The sequence below is a fragment of the Flavobacterium chungbukense genome, from assembly GCF_020805785.1.
Taxonomy (GTDB): Bacteria; Bacteroidota; Bacteroidia; order Flavobacteriales; family Flavobacteriaceae; genus Flavobacterium; species Flavobacterium chungbukense.
Genome location: NZ_JAJGZV010000001.1, coordinates 666,673 through 690,029, shown reverse-complemented (window position 1 = coordinate 690,029; position 23,357 = coordinate 666,673). Strand labels below are relative to the sequence as shown.

At 32.5% G+C, this 23,357-nt stretch carries 16 protein-coding genes and 3 tRNA genes; 9 read left to right on the top strand and 10 right to left on the bottom strand.

Translation table 11 applies throughout. The annotated features are described in order from the left end of the window. Positions 1-10 precede the first annotated feature (10 nt). The 5 genes from LL966_RS02940 (at position 11) to LL966_RS02920 (ending at position 9,435) form a co-directional block, all read left to right on the top strand. On the top strand, positions 11-2,608 hold the full coding sequence (locus tag LL966_RS02940) for an alpha/beta hydrolase family protein (RefSeq protein WP_229350036.1): 2,598 nt from the start codon (positions 11-13) through the stop codon (positions 2,606-2,608). Between the two features lie 141 nt (positions 2,609-2,749). Continuing rightward, complete coding sequence (locus LL966_RS02935) at positions 2,750-5,545, top strand: M16 family metallopeptidase (protein ID WP_229350034.1); 2,796 nt, start codon at positions 2,750-2,752, stop codon at positions 5,543-5,545. A gap of 700 nt (positions 5,546-6,245) precedes the next feature. Next, positions 6,246-7,202, top strand: a complete 957-nt coding sequence (locus LL966_RS02930) for a hypothetical protein (RefSeq protein WP_229350032.1) — start codon at positions 6,246-6,248, stop codon at positions 7,200-7,202. Between the two features lie 174 nt (positions 7,203-7,376). Continuing rightward, the gene (locus tag LL966_RS02925; RefSeq protein WP_229350030.1) at positions 7,377-8,204 is read left to right on the top strand and encodes a GNAT family N-acetyltransferase; all 828 of its coding nucleotides are present in this window, start codon (positions 7,377-7,379) and stop codon (positions 8,202-8,204) included. A 145-nt stretch (positions 8,205-8,349) separates the two neighbouring features. After that, positions 8,350-9,435 carry a DUF4238 domain-containing protein gene (locus LL966_RS02920; protein ID WP_229350028.1) on the top strand — a complete coding sequence of 362 codons (1,086 nt, stop codon included), beginning with the start codon at positions 8,350-8,352 and terminating at the stop codon, positions 9,433-9,435. A gap of 288 nt (positions 9,436-9,723) precedes the next feature. On the opposite strand, the gene LL966_RS02915 is transcribed toward LL966_RS02920, so the two are convergent. The 6 genes from LL966_RS02915 to LL966_RS02890 form a co-directional block, all read right to left on the bottom strand. Next, positions 9,724-10,158, bottom strand: coding sequence for a hypothetical protein (locus LL966_RS02915; protein WP_229350026.1), 435 nt, complete (start codon positions 10,156-10,158; stop codon positions 9,724-9,726). A gap of 259 nt (positions 10,159-10,417) precedes the next feature. Next, positions 10,418-11,293 (bottom strand): macro domain-containing protein, encoded by an 876-nt coding sequence (locus LL966_RS02910; protein WP_229350024.1) that lies wholly within the window; start codon positions 11,291-11,293, stop codon positions 10,418-10,420. Between the two features lie 2 nt (positions 11,294-11,295). Beyond that, a complete protein-coding gene (locus tag LL966_RS02905) occupies positions 11,296-11,796 on the bottom strand; it encodes a TIR domain-containing protein (protein ID WP_229350022.1) in 501 nt (166 codons plus the stop codon). 104 nt (positions 11,797-11,900) lie between these two features. Continuing rightward, positions 11,901-13,658: a UvrD-helicase domain-containing protein gene (locus LL966_RS02900; RefSeq protein WP_229350020.1), complete on the bottom strand. Its 1,758-nt coding sequence runs from the start codon at positions 13,656-13,658 to the stop codon at positions 11,901-11,903. A 4-nt stretch (positions 13,659-13,662) separates the two neighbouring features. Then, the gene (locus LL966_RS02895) at positions 13,663-15,708 is read right to left on the bottom strand and encodes an ATP-dependent nuclease (RefSeq protein ID WP_229350018.1); all 2,046 of its coding nucleotides are present in this window, start codon (positions 15,706-15,708) and stop codon (positions 13,663-13,665) included. Positions 15,709-15,835: 127 nt separating this feature from the next. After that, positions 15,836-17,545 (bottom strand): DNA recombination protein RmuC, encoded by a 1,710-nt coding sequence (locus tag LL966_RS02890; RefSeq protein WP_229350016.1) that lies wholly within the window; start codon positions 17,543-17,545, stop codon positions 15,836-15,838. Between the two features lie 413 nt (positions 17,546-17,958). On the opposite strand from LL966_RS02890, the gene LL966_RS02885 reads away from it, so the two are divergent. Beyond that, positions 17,959-19,446 (top strand): recombinase family protein, encoded by a 1,488-nt coding sequence (locus tag LL966_RS02885; RefSeq protein WP_229350014.1) that lies wholly within the window; start codon positions 17,959-17,961, stop codon positions 19,444-19,446. Beyond that, positions 19,433-19,597 (top strand): PTS sugar transporter subunit IIBC, encoded by a 165-nt coding sequence (locus LL966_RS02880; protein ID WP_229350012.1) that lies wholly within the window; start codon positions 19,433-19,435, stop codon positions 19,595-19,597. The genes LL966_RS02885 and LL966_RS02880 overlap by 14 nt, the downstream gene beginning before the upstream one ends. 189 nt (positions 19,598-19,786) lie before the next feature. Here the strand turns inward: LL966_RS02880 and LL966_RS02875 are convergent. From LL966_RS02875 to LL966_RS02865, 3 genes are all read right to left on the bottom strand, one after another. Continuing rightward, a tRNA-Arg gene (locus LL966_RS02875) sits at positions 19,787-19,860 on the bottom strand. A 29-nt stretch (positions 19,861-19,889) separates the two neighbouring features. Next, positions 19,890-19,964 (bottom strand) — tRNA-Pro (locus LL966_RS02870). A gap of 13 nt (positions 19,965-19,977) precedes the next feature. Next, positions 19,978-20,061 (bottom strand) — tRNA-Ser (locus LL966_RS02865). Positions 20,062-20,301: 240 nt separating this feature from the next. Between LL966_RS02865 and LL966_RS02860 the strand changes: the two genes are divergently transcribed. After that, positions 20,302-21,480 (top strand): acetyl-CoA C-acyltransferase, encoded by a 1,179-nt coding sequence (locus tag LL966_RS02860; RefSeq protein ID WP_229350010.1) that lies wholly within the window; start codon positions 20,302-20,304, stop codon positions 21,478-21,480. 69 nt (positions 21,481-21,549) lie between these two features. Beyond that, positions 21,550-22,311, top strand: a complete 762-nt coding sequence (locus LL966_RS02855) for a C40 family peptidase (protein WP_229350008.1) — start codon at positions 21,550-21,552, stop codon at positions 22,309-22,311. A gap of 123 nt (positions 22,312-22,434) precedes the next feature. On the opposite strand, the gene LL966_RS02850 is transcribed toward LL966_RS02855, so the two are convergent. Beyond that, positions 22,435-23,280: an AraC family transcriptional regulator gene (locus LL966_RS02850; protein WP_229350006.1), complete on the bottom strand. Its 846-nt coding sequence runs from the start codon at positions 23,278-23,280 to the stop codon at positions 22,435-22,437. Between the last annotated feature and the right edge of the window lie 77 nt (positions 23,281-23,357).

The window sequence follows — 23,357 nt, the reverse complement described above, 5'->3', positions numbered from 1 at the left end:
TCAAAAAAATATGAAAAAAATAGTTTTACTATGTGCACTCGCTTTGAGTGTGTATAGTTTATCTGCACAGAAAAAAGCAGTAGACGAATCGGCATACCAATCATGGAAGAGAATCAACAGTAAAGCTTTGTCTTACAATGGTAAATGGATGTCTTACAGTACTGTTTTTCAGGATGAAGAAAAAGAAAATAAAAAACAGATCGTCATTCAGGAATCTCCAAAAGGAAAGCGTTTGGTGTTGGATAATATCAGTGATTTAAAATTCATCGGAAAAAAAGACTGGATTCAGTACAGTAAAAACGACAGTACGCTTTTAGAAAATTTAAAAACTGGAGTAAAAAAACTTTGGAAAAGCAAACATTACACCAATGCTCTTGAAGGAACCGATTTCTTGTATTATACGCGTCCTGAAACTCCAAAAGGACAATTCTTTTTGCAGCGTTTAGTTTGTTATAATCTTGAAACTAATGATAGTTTATTTGTGAACAACATTAAATCATCCCGTTTTCTAAAGAACAAATCGATTGTATATGTACAGATTGAAAAAGACCAAGTTTTTCTGAAACATGGAACAATCGGAGGAAAACAAGAAACCGTTTTCAGCGGAAAAACATCCGATTTTGGCGATTTTCAATTAAATGATAAAGAAAACGGCGGAACTTTTACTTTAAAAGGTAATAACAGCTCCGATTTCAATATGGTTTATTATTTTAATTTGAATACAAATGCGACTCGTCCTGTATTCAATTATGATGAAATTGCTTTAAACAATCCTAATTTTTCTATCTCTAAAGTGGCTTACGGATTAAATGAAAATAGCAATTTAATAAACTTACTAGTAAATTCTAATAAACGTCCTGAAAACACGCAGATTGCAAAATCTAATATTGAAATCTGGAGATCAAATCAAGGAACTATGGAGCGTAGGCAAGAACTATTGAGAAGTTCTAAAACACTTCCTAGCGAACCAAAATTCCTTTATAATATTGCAAATAAAAAAGTAATCCAAGTAGCTTCAACAGGCGAATTTGATCAAGTTTTAATTCCAGAATCCGGCAATTTTAAAGGTGTTTTTGCAATTGATAAAAAACCGTATACAGTAGAAACTGACTGGACTTTTAACGAACGTAACGATATTTACTGGATTGATGCTTTAACCGGAAAATCTACCAAAGTACTTACAGGCGTTTTTGGAAATCCAAATTGGAATCCGCAGGGAAGTTTTGCTGTATATTATGACGGAAAAGCAAAAATATGGACCGTTTTTGATAGTGCTTCTTTAGAGTTTAAAAACATCAGCACACAGATTCCTTATCCTGTTTCAGATGATAATGTAGACATGAAATCGGCTAACACTGCTTTTGGAATTGCAGGTTGGTTAAACAATGGAAACACGGTAGTTCTATACGATCAATTTGATTTGTGGGCTATTGATCTTACGAATCAAAAAGCAGCTTATTCAATAACTCAAGGTTACGGAAGAAAAAACAAAATTGAACTTCGATATGGAGAAGAAGGTTTTATTGGCAATTTGGATCAGAAGAAAAAAGTTACTTTAAATGGTTTTGATTTTGATCATAAATCTAATGGAGTTTACACCTTAAACAACAATAATTCGATAACAAAAGTATTTGCCAATTCGGATTACAATGTGCGAATAGAAGCCGTTTCCGGAGATAATTCTAGTGTTTTATTTTCTAAATCAAGTTATACCATTTTCCCAGATTTATGGTGGGCAACGTCTAATTTTGGCTCACAGTCTAAAATTACAGATGTCAATCCGCAACAAAAAGACTACGCATGGGGAACTGCAAAAGTATTGACTTGGAAAACTTTTAACGGAAAAGAAAACCAAGGAAATCTATATTTGCCAGATAATTACGATAGCAAAAAAACATATCCGGTAATTGTTCATTTCTACGAAAAACATACGGCAGAATTTAATAGCTATCAACTACCAGAAATAAGTTCTTCAAACATTAATATTCCAAGTTATTTAAGTAGAGGTTACATCGTTTTTCAGCCAGACGTACATTATGTTTATGGCGATGTTGGAAACAGTGTTTACAATGACGTAATGAGCGGTGTAGATTATTTAATTGCAAACGGTATTACGGAAAAGGGTAAAATCGGAATTCAAGGACACAGTTTTGGAGGTTATGAAACTTCTTTCTTAACTACTAAAACGGACATTTTCAGTTGTGCTATTGTAGGTTCTGGAGTAAGTAATTTTACTGCCAATTATCCTGTTATGAGATCAAATGGTATTTCGACCATGTTTAAATACGAAGCCGATCAATATCGTATGGGAAGTTCTATGCATGATAATCTTGACGGTTACATTAAAAACTCGCCTTTATTTGCAGCAAAAAACATCAAAACACCAATCCTGATTTTCCATAATGATAATGACCGCGCAGTTCCTTATCAAGAAGGACAATCTTTATTCTTTGCACTTCGTCGTTTAGGAAAACCTGCTTTGCTGATCAACTACAAAAAAGAAGGGCACACTTTAGACGATGCTGCCAACAGAAAAGACTGGACACTCAAAATGCAGCAATATTTTGATTATTACCTAAAAGGTGCAGCAAAACCAGACTGGATGTAAAATATACAATCCTATAACTTTATTATAAACCTAAGCCTGTTGTTTGAAGGTTTCTCACGAAACCTTCAAATACACAGTAGGGACTTCTTATACCCTTTTCAAACTAAAATTCAATCAAAAAAAGAACAATAACGATCAACAATGAAAGCAAAATTAATTTTAGCGCATTTCTTAATCTTGGGTTTAACTCAGGTTTCGGCGCAGTTTAAAACCACTTTTCCTCTTCCTAAAGAAGTCGTACATGGAACGCTTCCGAACGGAATGCAGTACTTTATCATGCACAACGAATGGCCAAAAGACAGAGCCGATTTCTATTTTGTACAAAACGTTGGAGCAATTTTAGAAAACGACGATCAAGACGGATTAGCGCATTTTCTGGAGCACATGGCTTTTAACGGGACAGAACATTTTAAAGGAAAAGGAATCATCAACATGCTCGAAAAGCAAGGTGTTTCTTTTGGAAAAGATATTAATGCCTATACAGCATATGATGAAACGGTTTACAACATCAGCAATGTTCCCGCAGATAACAAAACTTTACTGGATTCTTGCATGTATGTTTTACATGACTGGTCAGGTTCTTTGCTTTTGGCTAATAACGAAATTGATGCCGAAAGAGGCGTAATTCGTGAGGAATGGCGTACGAGAAGAAATGCAGATTACAGAGCGGGCGAAAAAATTGACAAAGTAGTATTTGCAGGTTCTAAATATGCGAAACGAAATGTAATTGGAGATTTGAATGTCATCAATAATTTCAAATATCAGGTTTTAAGAGATTATTATAAAAAGTGGTATCAACCGCAAAATCAGGCTGTCGTGATCGTAGGGGACATCGACGTCAATTTAATCGAAAAACGGGTTAAAGAGATTTTCGGTTCAATACCAACTCCAAAGAAAATCAACAAAAGAGAATACGAAAAAATTCCGTTGCAAAAGGAAAATCGTTATGTGCTGGCAACCGACAAAGAATTACAGCGTTCTGGAATTTCTCTTTCGTATACACAGCTCAAACCTTTAGTTCAAGATCAGGCAGAAATGACCAAAAGTATGCAAGAAAGCTTGGCGATGCAATTGATGAACATTCGTTTTGGAGAATATATTATCAATAATGAAACAGCTGGTTTATCTTTTGGAGTTTCTAACAATAATCTATCTAGGTTAGCAAGTAAATTTTCGCTAAACATTACACCAAAAAAAGGGAAGTTTTTAGAAGCGTTTTCAGAAGCCTACAGAGAATTTGAAAGAGCTATTCAAAACGGATTTACACAACAGGAGTTAGATCGTTTAAAAACAAAAATGCGTAGCAGTTATGACAATCGTCTAACGAATAAAGACAAAATCAGTAACGGATCTTGGGCAGAGCAATTACAGCTTTATTTCTTAGAGTCTAATCCAGTAATGACAATGGATGAAGAATATAAGTGGATGAATGACTTCTTGGATAAAGTAACACTGCAGCAAATTAATACCGTTTTTAGAGCTTTAGAACCTAAACAAAACTTAATCTTATCGGTTTCTGCTCCAGAAGATGGGGTCACTAAATTTCCTGAAGCAAATGACTATTGGAATGCAATGAAAACCATTTCAAACAGCAAACTAGAACCGTATAAAGAAGAAGAATTAACGGCTTCATTAGTAAAAGAGCAATTAACAGAAAAAGTGATTGAAAAAACCAGCGAGATTAAACCATTTGCGAATGCAAAACAATATACTTTGGCAAATGGAGCTAAAGTGATTATTTATCCTACTGTATGGAGTAAAGACCAAATTCTATTTTCTGCTTACAGTGCAGGAGGAAGTTCTTTGGCAGATTGGCAGGATCTTCCATCGACTCAAATTGCATCGGCTGTGGCTGCTTACTCTGGTTTAGGCGATTATAAGTTTACCGATTTAAAAAAGAAACTTACTGGCAAAACAGCGAGTGTGAGTCCGTATATTGGCGGGTTATACGAAGGTTTTAACGGAAACAGTAATAAAGAATCTTTAACGACTTTATTGCAGCTTACATACCTTTATTTCCAGCACCCAAGATTTGACACCACTACTTTCGATAAAATTAAGGAGCAATATCAAAACAAATTAACAAATGCTTCAAATAGCAACGAGAAAGCACTAAGCGATACAATTTCAGTTTTAAACACCAATTACAGCAAACGCAATTGGTTATTGTCACAAGATTTTATCAATGCTTTTGATTTGAATAAAGCAAAGAAATTCTACACCGAACGTTTTTCGAATGCAGCAGATTTTACTTTCTTATTTGTCGGAAATATTTCTGAAAAAGATATTGCACAAATCAATACTTATTTGGGTAATCTTCCATCAACTGCGAAAACAGAAAAATACGTTGATCACAAAATCTACATGAAAGACGGAAAGACCGAGAAAACGATCTTCAGAACAATGGATACACCAAAAACGACAGTTTATCTTCATTTAGAAAACAAAGACGTTTTGTATTCAAAAAAGAACAAAATCTTAAGTTATGTGGTTTCTGAGTGGCTGACTAAACGTTATTTGGAAACCATTCGCGAAGAAGAAGGCGGAAGCTACGGCGTTCAGGTTGGAGCCGATCTATCACATTCTCCTACCCCATTATTTTCATTAGAAATCAATTTTGACTGTAATCCAGACAAGGCAGATGCATTGGTAAAAATTGTTCATGCTGAACTTGCTAGAGTCCAAACAGAAAACATTCCTGCCAATATGTTGGAAGACATCAAACAATCTATAATTAAGAATTATCAAGAACAGATAAAAGAGAACAGTTATTGGCTCAATGCCTTAACCTCTTATGTTCGTAATGAGGAAACACCTCTTGATATAGAACTTCTTAAAACTACTTTAAGTACTATAACGGCTAAAGATTTAAAAGAATTTACTGTAAATGCTTTGAAAAAATCGAACAGCGTACAAGTAGTGATGAAAGCAAAATAAGAATCTCTTATAAACCAAGTTTCCAGGTGGTTTATAATATTCTTATCGATTTTTTTATTTTTTATTTTAATTAGTTTTTAAGGGCTGTCTACAATGTAGGCAGCCTTTATTGGTTATTAAAGATAATGTTCGATTAAAAAAATTATAAAAAACAAAAAAGCCACTCAAATTGAGTGGCTTGTTGTGAACGTCATCGGAGAAAATTCGAACCTTTTATTGGAACATCTTAAACTTTTAGCCGACTCCGTTGAGGATTTTTTGTGATTCAAGGCTAATAAATTAAAACAATTTTAGTAAGTAAAGTTTTTAACAAGTAAAAAATGCTTTTGTTAGTTAATGAAATAAAAATCCTATTTTTGAGAACAAAAGACACTTATATTTGTTAGACATAGCGCCCCAATTCAGATCAGATAAATCGGATATTCTCATACGCATATACAAGCTGGCAGTAATTTTACCTCAAAAAGATAAATTTGATGATAAATTTTAATAATATCTGGATAGATTTTGCATGTCCAAACTGTAATTATGAAAGTGGCATTCAGCTTATAGATGTTAAGTCTGAAAAGACAATTTTTTGTCATAATTGCAAATCAAAAATAGAATTAAAAGACAGTGACGGCTCAGTTCATAATAGTATAGAAACGATGAATGCATCAATAAAAAAACTTAATAACATATTTAAAAAATTTGGACAGTAATGTATTATAATCATAATTTAAGAACAAACATCCAAGAATGGAAAAATAGACTTTATCGTTCAACTGAAGATAATTTCGGAAATCAGGTTAAATTTTGTTTAAATAATATTGAAAATAATAAAATACTAAAAGGAATATTAAATAAATCTGTAAACAAATACAGTTATGATAATGCTTATCTGGAAAATATATCCAAACAAATGGAATATGGAAGAGCTGAATTTGATTTTAACAATGAATCTCAACATGCAAGTTTTTGCTATCAAATATTAAACTTTATTATAGAACTTGACAAAACATATAATTTACATTATTTGACTTTTTTTCAAAAAAGTGATTTCGAAGATATTAAGAAAGGTATAATTGAAGATTTTATTTCACCTATACTTTATTATTTTCATGACCAATTAGAAAAGTCAAGTTCTGTAATTTATCTTCTTGAAAAATATAAGAGGAGAACTGAATGGTTTACAGGAAATGTGTTAATTGAAAAATATAAAATAGCAACTAAAAATTATGAACAAATCTTAGAAGATGATTTAAGACTTTTCATATTTGACCAAGGAATTGATTTTCCTTTTTCAACACCAAAATCAACTTCTGGTAGAGCTGATATAATTGGAGCAATTGACACTTCAGACCCACTAGTTATTGAAATTAAGATATTTGATAGAAATAAAAATTATGGGAAAAATAGAATTATAGAAGGTTTTTCTCAAATTGTTAAGTATACAAATGATTACAATAAAGACATAGGCTATTTAGTAATTTTTAATATTGACAAAGCAGAAATAAACTTTCAGTTAAATGAAAATAATAAAGTTTTCCCGCCAATTGTGAGTCTAAATAACAAAACATATTGCTTAATAGTTATAAACTTAAACAATGAGAACTCAGCAAGTAAAATCGGAACTACAGAGTTAATAACAATTAAAGAAGATGAGTTAACTAAATAAAAAAAGCTATTGCCTACAGCTGTTACAAGAGATTTGGGCATTTGGCTAAATTTAATATGGTTTTGTATTTGTAAAATTTACGCATAATAGAAAAATCTCGCATCTTTATTCCCAAACTACATGTAATGTCATGACTTTATATATTATTTAAAGAATGCCTACGCTAAAAAAAATATGATGTATACTGTAAAGAACTTTAATACTGCTCGGGAATTTGTTGATTACAATGAAGAATTCATATATTCTAATCCATTGCAAAACGTTCTGCTAATAAATGTTATTGAAGAAGTTGCAAAAAATAATTTACGAGTTTTCCAAGCTTTTAATGTTATTGGTAATAGCAGTGTTAAACTTCTTGTACTTGTTACAGATGGTTACTGTCTAATTTACTGTGATCATTATGATGCTGGTTATCTCGAAATTATTCGTAAAGAATTACCTTTTGAGCGTCTAAAATATTTCATTTTTTCTGGCGATAAGCAAACCATCGAAAGACTTTTGGAATTACAAGATTTACAATTTACAGTTGAAAAACATTTGACAATTTATAAATGTGCCAAATTAAATTCTCAATTTAAATTAGCATCAGGGAAAATGAGATTAGCCATTATCAGCGAGTTAGATTATTTAACGAAATTAAGTGTTGAATTTACTGAAGAATATGATGGAAATAGAGAGAACGCAGCAGAAATGCGAATGGCTGTTTATTCCGAAATTTTAGATAATTCGTTGTATCTTTGGGAAGATGGCAAAATTTGTGCAATTGCCTTGGAAATGAATAGAATGGATTTTCCTGAAATTGGTAAGCTGTATACGGTCCAAGATGAACGTCAAAAGAGATACTCTTCATCTCTACTCTATAAAATAACCGAAAAAATTCTTTCGAAGAAGCCATTTTGCATGCTTTATACACATGGTGAAAATCCTGCCTCAAACGCCACAGTATTGAAAGTTGGTTATGAAAAAACCGGAGACTATGCGAGAATAACACTAAAAAACTGAACGACGTATAATATAGCTACTCTACGAGATTGTTTTTTTTCTGTATTTGTAAAAACAATTCTTATCCAAAGAATATATATTAATTTAGTGCAACCTCTTAAATTATCAGAACGGTAACAGATATTGTACCAAAAAATCAAAGAATATGAATCAACACTATGTTCCCAGAGTATATTTAAAGAATTTTGGAAAGCAAAAAGGACGAGAATTTTATGTTAATACTTTTGATAAAATCGAAAACAGAAATTTCTATACTAATATCAAAAATATTTGTTCTGAAAATGATTTATACACTTTAGAACATCCATATAAATATGCCAAGCATAATCTTGTTGTTGAAAAAATATATTCTGATTTTATAGAACCTTTATATGCTAAAACATACAAGATTTTAACTAATGATAATATTTTCGAAATCAGTGATATAGAAAGAGCTGAAATATTAATTAGTATATTTCAATTCTACTTTAGAAACCCAATAATTTTTAGAAAAAGTATTGATTTACATACAGAAAAAATTAAAAACCTTTTTGAAACTGCGACATTAAAAAAAGAAAAAGGCTTAACTTATCTAGATGAAGATTTTAGCTTTCGAGAGTGGAATCTAGAACAAATCATTGAATTTTATGTAGAGAAACTTGTTAGACTTTTTAAAGAAAAACATATTATTGGAACAGCACAGATTGGCAATATTCACGAATTCACAATAATAGAAGTTCAAAAAATAGAATGTGAATCAAATTTCTTAACAAATGATAATCCACTTTTTTTAGAAGATATTTTATCTACCGACGAAAACCCATCTTTAAAATCAAACGAATTTTCAATTCCTATCAACAAAAAATATTTGGTTCGAATTTATCATGACAATACAAAACGTGTAAACTTAATTTATAGACGCACAATACCAAATGGAAGTGTAAATCTAATTAACGATGATATTTTCAAACAAAGTTCAAGATTTGTTATTGGAGAACAAGTAGATTTAGAAGAACTTAAAAAATATAAAAAAATGTTTGACAGTACTTCTCTTGATTTAAAAATTGATTTTATTAAGCAAATTTTATCTAATGAAAATCTGTTAAAAGAAAGTGATGAAGGGGCTAAAGTTTTAATTTTTTATTACAAAAAGTATCTAAAAAACAAAACTTTAACAAAGTTAGAAGAACATGAAATGATAATGAAATTTAAAGATTTGAATCAAAAATTGAAAATAAAGAAAATTAAATAAAGCTGGTACAAGAGATTTATGCATCTGGCAGAATTTAAAGATGATTTTGTACTTGGAAGAAACTCGCCTTTTTAGTCCCAAACTTCGTGTCGCGCAAGAACTTTATCCATCATTGTAGGCGACCGTAACCCAAAACAAACCAAGAATTAATGATAAATAAATTTCCGACAAAAAACAGTACACTTTCACTAAAAGAAACTTAGTAAGCTTATTCAACAAAAATATAATCTAACTTACAAAATTGGATGTAACATCTTTCGTCATACAATGAACCATGTATACCGTCGTCTATTTTAACTGGTTAAATATTTTTCCTATAATTTCTTTCTGGACATAAGGCAGATATTCTTCATGCAGTGTGCCTGCTCGTACATGGGTAAGCTTACCAGTGTCTGGGGGAATGCTTATTTTAAATTCGGACTTCACAATCCATTTAACTGGCAATTCAAAATTCTTTTTCCTCAAGGATAAATTTTCCTCCTTATCAAAAAGAACTCCAATGAAGGAATCTTTTACAATGCCTATGCCTTTAATCCTTAAGTTTAAGTTTCCGGGCTTATTTGCTTTGAGGAAAATTATATCGCCAATTTTTATTGTGCTAATTTGACTATACAGGTCCTGGGCATTTTTAATATTCCATCCTATTACAAAATTTTCATTTTTAAAAAAATCATTTTTCATTTCATTTTTTTCCCATTTAGAACCTGCTCCAAATATTGCCATTGTAATTTGCTTTTAAATTATAGTATTCGTTAGTTTTTCCTGAATAGTTCACAGCATAGTTTTCCTTTGCTTTCCATTCAAATCTTTTTATCTATAGCCAATAAATTAGGTATAGAGATTATTTTCTTATTTTATCAATATTAATAAAAGTGAATATGTAAACAAAAACTAGAATAAAAGTTAAGACATTTTTTTCCCTTTCTAGGTCAATGGCCTTTGTTTGAAATATCCATCCAACTAACAGAAGAATAAAATTTTACTATGGTAAATAATGATTAAGTAAATCTTTAACTTCAAATAAATTTAAATTTGCTTTATCAACATCCCCAGGATGAATTACAATTATCAACTTATTTGAAAAAATATTTTCTTCGGATGCATTTAGAAATGATTGTGCAATAATCGCTATCAATTTTTTACGTCCTATTGAAAGTCTTCCAAGTCCTGAACCAATCAAGGGAATTACAATATCCTGTTTTTCACCTTTAGTCTCTATAAATTCCCAAAGACCCTCTAATGCCAGATGAACATTTTTTAGAGTTGTTTTAGCATTATTGTTATAATTCAAATCAGACATGGCAAACCAATAAAAAAACTGATCAGCAAGCCTTAATTTAACAGTGGTTCCAAAATCATACCGTTTTGTCTTACCCGCCTCTTTCTGTATCTCCGTAAATGAATACCCCGCTAAACCATCTCCAATTTCTTTATCCAATTTAGGAACATCTCCAGGGTAGTATTTATTTGTAAATTGTCCCTGAAGACTTTTTTCTGAGATAATTCCGCTTGCAATATCTGTATCAAATGTAGTATTTGTACTAATGACTTTCTGTCCATTCACAGTAAACAAATCATCTATACATACTTCTATAGTAAGATCTTGTCCCGGATATTTATATTTTATTTTTTTTACCGGTCTTCTTGTAAAAATAACAACTAATAACCCTGATAAAAAAAGACATATCAAAAACCAAAATGGTAATTTTTCTTTATTGACAAAATGCCAAGAGCTTAAGATATCAACTAATGACCAAGCGCCGCCCACTACAGCAATAAAAGTTGTCATTGAATCAATACTCAAAAGTGCGTAAATCCAATAAGATTTAGTTCGAAGTGATTTTAAATAATAATTCATAATTAATATCCAAGCTGTGAGTAAACTGAGTCATTATAACGATAACTGCCTGAAATACGCTGGGATTTGTAATCTCTATGGGAATACGGCCAGTTAGTAATTGCATAATTTACTATATCCGGGCTGAATGGAACATGAACTGCTAAGGCATCTCTTAAAATCGGAGGACATAAATCATTATTTATTGTTCTCCTACCATCTAAATTTATTGCAATTATTGGCAAATTCATTTCCATTGCAACTTCAATTTCCCATCGTACAAATTTGTAAAGGTATTTGGTACTTTTCCCAATTAGAACAACAAAAACATCACTTGCGTTTAACCGTCTTCGTAAGCTGCGCTTAATTGTCTCTTCAGCACTGGTATCGCGCACCTGTTCTAAATCATGAACATTGTCGAATGTAAAATTGAATTTTCCATTTTTATGCCATGCTTTCATTAAATTATAGCAATTCATATCAGTATCACCATCAAAACAGGTGTAACAAGCAGTGTAGGCCATTTTTTTATTTTTTTAAGGTTAATTTATCGTTATAAAATAATATTCAATTCTAATTATTCATCTGAATATCAACCAACTAAGAACAATTCTTGTCTACTACTTTTTTAGTTGCATGCTTCCTTAACAACATTTCCAAATAACTTATCCAGGCTTTGAAATGCATTTTCGGAAAGCTCTTGAGTAAAAAGCAGACACAGCCTCTTTTGGGGCCTTGAGCAGGCGACATAAAATAGATTTCTGTTTCTTTCAAATGAATCCTCCCTACCCGCAGGAATTCCATTATTCATCCATTCTAAAAATTGATTCCAATTATACTGGTTCCATCCTCTGCCTAAAACTATAATTACATTTTCAAATTCAGCACCTTTGACACCGTGTTTAGTCGAATACAACGTTTTATCATCAATGTAGCTTGATACATTTGCAATTTCAGAGTACGGAATTGATCTGATCGATTTAATTTTTGAAACAAAACTCTTATCCTCTTCTTCCCAATCTTTTTCCTCAACAGCTGTAATTTGTTTAAAACGCTGTTCTTTCTCTTCAATTTTCTTTGGTAATTTTGGTTTATTTGTCACTTTTAATAAATCTAATACCTCCCCAATAGTTCCGACTTGACAGAGCGCATGAAGTTTGGTCATATCTTCAAACCAAACCTTTTTATCTGCATGTTTTCGGATCTTCGGTGTTCCCGCATTAAATGCCTGAATCATTTCTCCGTACTTTTTATTTAGGAATGCTTCAGAGCCTATTTCTACGGTATCAATAAGGAAGGCCATATAATCGTTATTCTTTTTAAGATAATCATCGTTATCAGTAAATGCATTTGCAACATTCTGATAGCCTTGTTCGGACGCCAGTACATTATTTGTAAGCATTAGAATCTTTGTATTTTCTGAACTAATATTCCAATTTCCTTTATTTAATTCATGCTTAGTCCATTCTAAATATTCGTGTGCCACATTTTCTGGAAGGTCACCGCTCCAATGCGCCCCTTCTCTTCGTTCCCCTTTCCAGTTGTTACTATGAAAAACAATTATTTCACCCTCAGATTCAGGATCGTACTCAAACTGCTTAAGTTCGGGCCTCATTTTATTTAAAACTGAGACAATATTTTTATCTGAACGAAAATTCGCCTGTTTGCCGATAATTTCCATTTTTCCATCCGTTGTCTCAATAAAACCGCATGACTCCGTTCCATAAATTTTCTGCCAGTGGTCCCCAAAAAAACCTAAAATTATGTTCGATTTTTCTTCAATAAAATTATTGACTAATGCATCCGCTAAGCCTTTATTTGTATCTTGATATTCATCAATCAGAATTATCGGGTATCTGCTTGTAAATATCTTTTTAAACTTATTATCATACAAAAGAGAAGTAAAAAGCTTTATGACATCATTGTGATGCAAAAAAATTTCTTCAGCTGTTATTTTCGGATATCCTAAACTATAAATGACTCTTTGTGATTTAATACCTCCTGCCTCTGCGATTCTTTCCTGCCACTTATCACCCAACTCTACCATCCTGTCACGAAGTCCATTTTGAAAATTTTTAATGGCTTCCCATGCAAAAGCATGTATTGTGTCTGCTAAAACAATAGGATGATTGTCCGTTCTGGAACGAATTTCGTCTTTTGCGACGTTTGTATACGTGATACAGGCAATTTTTCGGCTAGTTTTTAAAAACTCAGCATCATATTTACTTATAAGATGCTTTAAAGCTTTAATTAACGTATAGGTTTTCCCTGCACCTGCACCTGCTTCAACGAGAAAATGCTTTTTTTCATCAATAGACTTAAAAACTCTGGCTAAACATTCAACAGACGCATTTTCAGCAGGACTTATTTCTAAATTTTCTGGCATAATCTTATCCTATTGGTTCATTAACATTTTCAGCAGGAATTACTTCTGGCCCGGCAGGCTTAACCGCTAGCCAGTCAAGACCCTCAAGAATATATTTTGGCGCATTCCATGTAGTATGTTCCAGGGAATATTTTAAAGCAAATTCTGTTTTCTTCTTATTTTCGGGAGCAAACATTTCTGCGTTGGCTTCAACATCATTTTCGTCAATTTCCGAAATTCCAAAATGTTCTCTATTTGCCAAAATAAACGCTTCCTCAAAGCTTCTTCCAATAGCTTTCTTTCCTTCCTCAGCAATTTGGAAAGCAATTCTTCTTGACCCGGAAACTTTAGTGTCTCCTGTTTGAGCAAGACAATCTTCTAGCAGATAATATCCCTCTGTACCTTTAGCAAACCAATTTTTTATTCCCGCATTCGAAGTGTGGGAACCATTTTTGACAAATGAACCTGGATAGGTAATTTTCTCTCCCTTTGTCATCAGCACTGAATCTAAATCTGTGATAACCAAACATTGCAGTTCAAGAAAATCTAAAAATTTATAAAAGTGATGTGCAAAAGCTCCGCCTACCTCAATAGTTGTCACATATTGCAAACCAAGCTGTGGCTTATCTAAATTCAACTCATCTCTTTTAGCTATAAGCAGAGGCATCATTAACCTTTCTGCCGGACCTTCAAAAAGAATAGCTTTGTCTGCAAAATATAAGTCACATTTGGTGAGAGTCAAATATTTATGCAAAAATTCTTTATCTTCCTTAAGATCATCAGTCCTAAATTCCTTTCTTAAATCTTTTACTATCGTCTGTCTTTCCGCTCCGCTTGAAGTTAAAAAATATCTAATTGCTTCGAATTCAGCTTCGTTGGCCATATGAGTAGAATGCGTTGTGACAACAAATTGGACCGGCCAAGGCTTCCCATCGTTTAAAGTCTTTGCAAACTCATTTGCTATCTCATACAGTTTTCTAATAAAAATCTGCTGCATCTGCGGATGCAGATGCGCTTCGGGCTCTTCGATAAAGATAATGTCCAAACTATTCGAAATCTGCCTGCTTTGATATCTTCGAAAAAATTCAAATAGCTGAAACAAAATATAAATTAAATTTCTAGACCCCAAACCATTATATGTTTCCGGCAGAAAAAGATTATTTCCCTGCCCATATCGAATTTTTGTATGACTTTCTAAAATATTAGAGATGTCTATTGTTGTCTCAGTACTCAAGTTAGGATCAGAAAGCCCTGGATAACCAAACAGCCCAAGTGCAGGCAACAGCTTATTTAATTGCGTGTTAAAGTCCGTATCCACCTTATTTTGAATGTCGTCAACAATAACCTTTAACTCCGCTGAGTTATTTTTCATATCATCAGGAGCCGCAGTTGATTGTGACGTTTTAAAAAGCTGTGCCAATACTTTTCCCAATACATCTTTTTCAGAATGCGTGACATCATCAAGACCTCTCTGTGCATTTATAAAGCTCGCGCCCAGTACTGCTCTGAACTTGGAATACTCGATAGGAGCAATGTTTTCAGGGTCTATTGGATCAACAGCTGTTATATGAGTTTCAAAAAGACTTGGAATTCTTTCCTTGAGTGACTTCGTAAAATTCTTTAGGCTTTCTTCATCCATGTCTTCTACACCTTCAAAAAGAGATTCAATTTTACCATTTTTAAGAGCGTATTTAACGGCTATGATGACAATATTACTGCCAGGATCCAAATCAATAATAAAATCTCCCAGTATCCCCAAATCCTCAAGTTCTACAGGATATTCAATAGTAATTCTAATTTCAATATATGGAATTTCTGCCCTTATTTCATTATCATCTCTACCTTTCAGTTTATAATGTAATGCCTTTATAAATCCCTCCATTGCAGAGAGACTGAAATCATAAATTGAAAATGTTGGATTCTTATCTCCGATCAGCCTGCGAAAAATTTCAGTCAAAGAGGTTTTACCTGAGTTATTTCGTCCAACAATCACCGTGGTGTGGTCTTCCAAAGAGAGAGTTATGTTTTTTAATAATCTAAAATTTTTAATTTCAAGAGTTTTAATTTTCATTTTAGTTCAATATTATTTATTATCGTTGAAAATATTAATGCAGCTAAGTCAAGCAGTTATGCTTCAGAAGATAAATCGAAAGTCCTAAATCTGTTTTTTATCCTAAAGATTTAACTCCATTATAAAACTATTCACTTTCATCAATTGAATTATCTTTCGCTTCTTCTAAAATATCTTCAATATCCAATTTTAGGGCATCCCCAATTAATTCAACTGCTTCGTTCTGCGGCAGTAATTCTACTTTTCTCAAATGTCTTTCTATAGCTCTAGATCTGGTTCCTGCTGAATCTATTGTATTTGTTGCTTCCTGTAATTTCTTTTTAGTCTTATCGAGCATGGTTCCAAATTTTCCAAATTCAGTTTTTACTGCCCCTAAGATCTGCCAGACTTCGCTAGATCTTTTTTGAATGGCTAATGTTCTGAAACCCATATTCAAACTGCTTAAAAAAGCAACTAAATTAGTGGGACCAACAACAATAATTTTAAATTCTCTCTGCAGTCTTTCAAATAAACCGGTTCGTCTTAGCACTTCTGCGTACAGCCCTTCTGTCGGAACAAACATGATAGCAAAATCAGTTGTAACTGGCGGATTAATATATTTATCGCTTATATCTTTAGCGTTCTTTCTGATGGCATTTTCGAACTGTCTGTTTATTGCTTCAAGATCTTTTGCTTCAATTGCCCCAACATTATCATAAGCTTCTAATAACCTTTGATAGTCTTCATTTGGAAATTTTGAATCAATCGGTAAATATAAAGGTGTGTTGTCCTCATTTTGTCCAGGTAGTTTAACAACATATTCAACTCTTTCTTGAGTGCCATTCTTCACAATTCTGTTATATTCAAATTGCTCTGGTGATAAAATCTGTTCCAATATCGCTCCCAACTGAATCTCACCAAAATTCCCCCTTGTCTTCACATTGGTGAGCACTTTTTTAAGGTCTCCCACACCAACTGCGAGTGTCTGCATTTCCCCTAAACCTTTGTGTACTAATTCTAACCTGTCACTGATAATTTTAAATGATGCATCAAATCTTTTTTCAACTGTGGCTTGTAATTTTTCATCAACAGTATTACGCATTTCTTCAAGTTTTTTTCCATTCTCCTCTTGAAGTATTTGAAGTTTTTGCTCAACAGTTTCTCTTATCTTTTCTAACTTCAATTCTGTTTCTGATTTTAACTGTTCCTGTTTTAGAATTAACTCATCAAACTTCTGCTTTTGTAGTTCATTAAAACCTTTTACGTTTTGTGTGAATTGTTCCTCGAAAGACTTCAGTGATTTTACCTGTTCATCTCTATTTTCCTTTGCTGAAGTATTAAGTTGATCGTTTAGTTCTTTGGTTTTTTGGTCAAATAACAGAAGAAGTTTATCTGTTTTTTCTTCATTGGTTTTTAATGACGCTACTAATTCTTCTTTTGTTGTTTTTGAAGACTTTAAAAATTGTTCCGTAAATTCAGTCTGTTTTTTCTCATTTGATAAAATCAGTTTTTCGATTCTATCTTCGTTATTTTTTGTTAAAGCTTGAAGCTGTTCTGAGAAGTTTCCAAACTGATCCTTCTGTAGAGTAGAGAGATCTGTAATGTTTTTTGTTAAAGTTTCACCGAATATTTTAAATGAGTTTGCCAACTCTTCCCTAGTTTCTCTAGAATTTTTCTGTGCTTCATCTCGGTTAGTTGAAAATTCAGAACGAATAAGCTGATCAATTTTACCAAATTCTAAAACATATTTTGCTAATTCATCTTTCAAGTCTTTATTTTGATTGGGTTTCTTATATATTATCAAAAAAATATTAATGATCAGTAAGACTATAATAATTATTAGGAGTGGTAAATTCATTTTTATATTGTTTTAAATTATTTGTTGTGTCGATATATTTTATTAGCAACAAATAACATTAATAATTTCAGATTTTCATTACGGAAAACCGTAACAAATAAATCATTTTCAAATTTATAAACAACACGTATTTATACTCCTTTTTAGATTTTAGAAGCTTTTTCGTTTTAATAAAAAAATATAACACAGGAATTTAAAATCTAATCTGTAAAACTATCAGCTAAGAAACTTAATGAGTAAATTTACAACTCTATAATTCTCATCAAAATATTGCGTTCATAAGCCATCAAAACTCACATAACAATCTAATACACTATTAAGAATTATATAAAATCCCGTTTTAGTATATTGATCTAAGCAATTGTGATATCTACGTATATTTTATACTAAAAGGCAATCATTATATTTTTTATATGGAAACTGCTTATTTATATGTCAGAGTAAGTACTGACGAACAAAAAAGAAAAGGCTACTCACTGCCCGAACAAGAGGAAAGATTATTGAAGTATTGCAAATTTTACAATATCGAAGTGAAAGGAATTTATCGAGAAGATTTCTCTGCTAAGAATTTCAACAGACCAGAATGGAACCAATTATTTTCAGAAATTAAAAAGAAATCATCAGGACAAAATAAAAATATACTATTTATCAAATGGGATCGATTCAGCCGTAATATTGAATATGCTTACGAAATGATTGGAAAGCTTCGGAAATATAAAACAACAGCAAAGGCTATTGACCAGCCAATTGATTTCTCTGTTCCAGAAAGTACAGTTATGCTGGCTGTATATTTAGCAGTCCCAGAAGCAGAAAATACCCGGAGAGCTCAAAACACGGCAAATGGCATGCAACGAGCTAAGTTAACGGGGAGATATCTTGGTAAAGCTCCATTAGGATTTATCAATTTAACATTAATGAATGGCAAAAAAGCTATCGCTCCTAAAGAGCCTGAAGCCGAAATTATAAAATGGGCTTTTTATCATGTTGCACAGAACGATCATAAAATATCCGAAATCAGGAAGATAGCTAATGATAAAGGATTACTATGTTCAAGATCACACTTTTTCAGGATTTTGCATAATCCAGTTTATTGTGGGCTTGTACCAGTCAAACTAAATTCTAGTGAAAAGCAAATGATAAAAGGATTACACGAGCCATTGATATCTGAGTCGTTGTTTTATCAGGTTCAATCCGTTATTAATACAAAAAGAAAAACTACTGCTAAAAGAGATGATTTACAATCATTATTTTTCCTTAGAGGTTTTCTAACATGTCCTATTTGTAATCGAAAACTTGTCGGAAGTATTTCAAAAGGAAGATCAAAAAAATACCCATATTATCATTGCCGTGATGGCTGCAAAACAAGAATAGATGCAATTTTCCTTAATAATTGTTATCAAAAGAAACTTCAACAGTTTATACTCTCAAATAATACAATTGAATTATTTAAGAATATTTTGGAAGACCAGAATATAAAGACACAGAAAGCAAGTTATCTATACGCTCAAAAAGGATTAGAGAGAAAAATAAATGAGGAGAAGTTAATCCTTTCTCAAGGCAGAAAATTATTTATAACCGGAATATTGAAAATTGATGACTATAATGAATTAAAAAAAGAGAATCAAATCAGCACCCAAAATCTTAAAAAGGAAGCAAATGATATTACAGCTAAATTAAAAGCTATTGATAAAAAAAATCAAATGGAAGATAATGCTTTAGTGAAAATCTTTGAAAGATTTTCTGAATTTGAAACCTCAGATAAAAGACATCTTGTAAATCTTATTCCACCGACTGATATTGATTTTAAAACAGGGGCTCTTTCTTTAGATTTAAATCAAGCATTTTCAAAAATTTTATCAAAAAAAAATAACCGAAAAACTAAAAAAAATGAATTTCATTGAAAAGAATATTTCAGTAGAAAAAGCCGTTATTATTCTTTTCAAGAACGGCATTCAGGTAGATGAGAAGGAAGCTAAAATTATTTTGGAATTACTTTATTTAGTATCAAAAAATTACGACAAACCAAAAGAGAAAAAAATATCATATCCTTAATGAGACTTCGAACCACCCTTAGTCCCTGTTAAATCACGAATAATCTGCTTTTAGACTGTTATTTCAAAACAGACTAGGGATTCCCCATGAAAAAAATCGAACCGTAAAACACTAGACGGTAAAAGCCTGACAAACAAACATTTATAGACATAAAAAAAGAGACAACTACAAAGTAGTTGTCTCCTCAAGTGATCCCAGAAGGATTCGAACCTTCGACCTACGCATTAGAAGTGCGTTGCTCTATCCAGCTGAGCTATGGAACCATTTCTTTTTAAACTTATGGTAAAGTTTGTCGGGGTGGCAGGATTCGAACCTGCGGCCTCCTGCTCCCAAAGCAGGCGCGATAACCGGGCTACGCTACACCCCGAAGGCAAATTAAGCGGAGAGACAGGGACTCGAACCCTGGCGACGGTTACCCGTCGACAGATTAGCAATCTGCTCCATTACCGCTCTGGCACCTCTCCTTGCTCAAGGAATTGCTTCCGTTTTGCGAGTGCAAATGTATAACAACATTCCTTTTCTCACAAGCTTTTTTTTGAGTTTTTTTAGTTTTTTTTCATCTTTTTTCAAAACCACTTCACAATCAAACGAATAGAATTAACAAAAATTTCATCTTAATTTTAAAACAACCCCTATTTGATACAAAATTTGAAATTATTCAAATAAACTGTAAATTTGCTTTATTAACTAATATTAAACAGAACATGAACAAAAGAGTTGTTATCGTTTCTGCCGTTAGAACACCTATCGGAAGTTTCATGGGAGGGTTATCTACCGTACCTGCACCAAAATTAGGCGCTGCCGCTATAAAGGGAGCCCTTCAAAAAATTAACCTAGACCCAAAATTAGTTGATGAAGTTTTCATGGGGAATGTAATTCAGGCAGGTGTTGGACAAGCTCCAGCTCGCCAGGCAGCACTTTTTGCTGGTTTGTCTGAAGAAGTTGCTGCTACAACAGTAAATAAAGTTTGCGCCTCTGGCATGAAAGCGGTTATGTTTGCAGCTCAAGCAATTGCATGCGGTGACGCCGAAGTTGTTGTAGCTGGAGGAATGGAAAGCATGAGTTTGATTCCGCATTACGTTCAAATGCGTGCCGGAAACAAATTTGGTCCAGCAACCCTATTGGACGGAATGCAAAAAGATGGTTTAACAGATGCTTATGATAACAACGCAATGGGAGTTTGCGCTGATTTATGTGCAACTGAATATAACATCAGCCGTGAAGAACAGGATGCTTTCGCAATTCAGTCTTACGAAAGAAGCGCAAAAGCATGGGATGCCGGAAAATTTGATAATGAGGTCGTTCCTGTAGAAGTACCACAAAGACGCGGCGAACCAATTATATTTTCAAAAGACGAAGAATATACTAATGTTAAATTAGATAAAATTCCATCATTAGGTGCCGTTTTTACCAAAGACGGAACTGTTACTGCAGCAAATGCCTCAACAATTAATGATGGAGCTGCCGCTTTAATTTTAATGTCTGAAGAAAAAGCAAATGCATTAGGTCTAAAACCTCTTGCTTACATCAAAGGCTACGCAGATGCAGCACAAGAACCAAAATGGTTTACAACAAGTCCTGCAAAAGCACTTCCAAAAGCTTTAGCCAAAGCTGGAATTTCAATTTCAGATGTAGATTATTTCGAATTCAACGAAGCTTTTTCTGTAGTTGGATTAGCCAATTCAAAAATCTTAAATCTTGACAACAATAAAGTTAACGTTAATGGTGGAGCTGTTTCATTAGGACATCCACTAGGTTGTTCAGGAGCTAGAATTATTGTAACTTTAATCAATGTCTTAGAACAAAACAATGCAAAAACTGGAGCTGCTGCAATTTGCAACGGTGGCGGTGGCGCATCTGCAATTGTGATTGAAAGAGCTTAAATAATATCATAAAAAATTAGGAGCTGTAAAATTATACAGCTCTTAATTTTAACTAATAAATTTCCTTAAATGTTCGGAATTTGCAATTTAGCCATAGTACCTGTTCGGTCTGAACCAAGTGACAGAAGTGAAATCGTTACACAACTTTTGTTTGGCGAACATATCGAAATTTTAGAACGCCAAAATCAATGGGCTAAAATCAGAATTCAATTTGACGACTATATTGGCTGGGTTGACTCTAAACAATATCAGTTAATTTCTGAACAGCAATTTAATCAGCTGAGCAAAGAAGCTATTATTTTAAATGCTGATTTAATAGATTACATTACTGCACCAGATAATTTATTACTTCCTATTCCGCTTGGAGCTTCTTTATCTTTTTTAAACAATAACGAAATCAATATTTCAAATTTTGATTTTGAAGGAACAAAAACCAGCGGCATAAAACCTAAAAGCGCATTGATTAAAACAGCTTTTATGTATTTAAATGCGCCTTATTTGTGGGGAGGAAAAACACCTTTTGGTATTGACTGTTCCGGTTTTACTCAAATGGTTTACAAATTAAACGGTTACAAAATTCATCGTGACGCTTCTCAGCAAGCTCTTGAAGGAGATCCTTTAAGTTTTATTGAAGAATGTGAGCCGGGTGACTTAGCTTTTTTTGATAATGACGAAGGAAATATTACCCATGTCGGAATCATAATGGACAATAACTACATCATTCACGCAAGTGGAAAAGTTCGCATTGATCGTTTAGACCACACTGGAATTTATAATCCTGAATTAAATAAGCACACGCATAAACTTCGTGTAATTAAGAAGATTATTTAAAAACACAAATTTCACAAATTACCACAGATTAAAAAATCCTTTAATCCGTGAAATCTGTGGTAAAAAAATTCGTGCCAATTAGTGACCCGAGCGATAGCGAACAGGCGAAGCAAATCCGTGTTTTTAAGCACTCAATCGAATCGTCTTTCTAAACTCAGACGGACTATACCCTTTTTGTTTTCTAAAGAACTTATTAAAATGGCTTTCATCCGTAAATCCAAATTCATAAGCAATTTCATTGATACGCTTATCGCTGAATTGCAAACGGTGTTCAATCAGTTTAGTTTTATAATTACTGATATACTGTTGCATCGTCTCACTAGCATGTTTCTTAAAATAACGTCCTAAATAGGTATTCGAAATCCCAAAATAATCACTAATCGATTCTGCTTTAATCTTTTCCGGATAATAAATATTGTTTTGAATATATTGTAAAATATCCATTGCTTTAGCTTCAGTATTTATAGTTATCTGTTCTGGAAGGTATTTTGCAATATTTCTTGCCACAATAATAATAAGTGTATTTACCAATTGCTGAATCAATTCCTGATTGTAAACATCTTTATCTTGGTGTTCTCGACAAATAGCTTCAATCATCACTTTTACCAAACATTTGTCAGGATCATTTTTCAAAATACAGCCCGGCTGATGATTGGCATTTTGCAGAATATATTCCAATCGCTGAATGTTTTCATTCTGTAAACTAGAATTCTTCAAATAAATATCATTAAACCTCAAAAAGAAAAATTTAGTCTGAGTTTCAATGGTAAAATTATGACAATCTTCTGGCGTTAACAGGAACAAATGTCCAGGATCATATTCAAATATATTTTTATTAATACACTGTCTTCCTGTTCCTTCCAAAATATAAACCAATTCAAAAAAATTATGACGATCTCCAACATCTGGATATTCATTCAGCGTTTCGAAAGAAACTGTGAAAGGTTCGTATAAGTTTTCTTTTTTCATAATTCTATTTTTTTTGAAGATGCAAATATACCTAAAAAAGACAAATATATACCAAATAATAATCATAAAAACAGTAT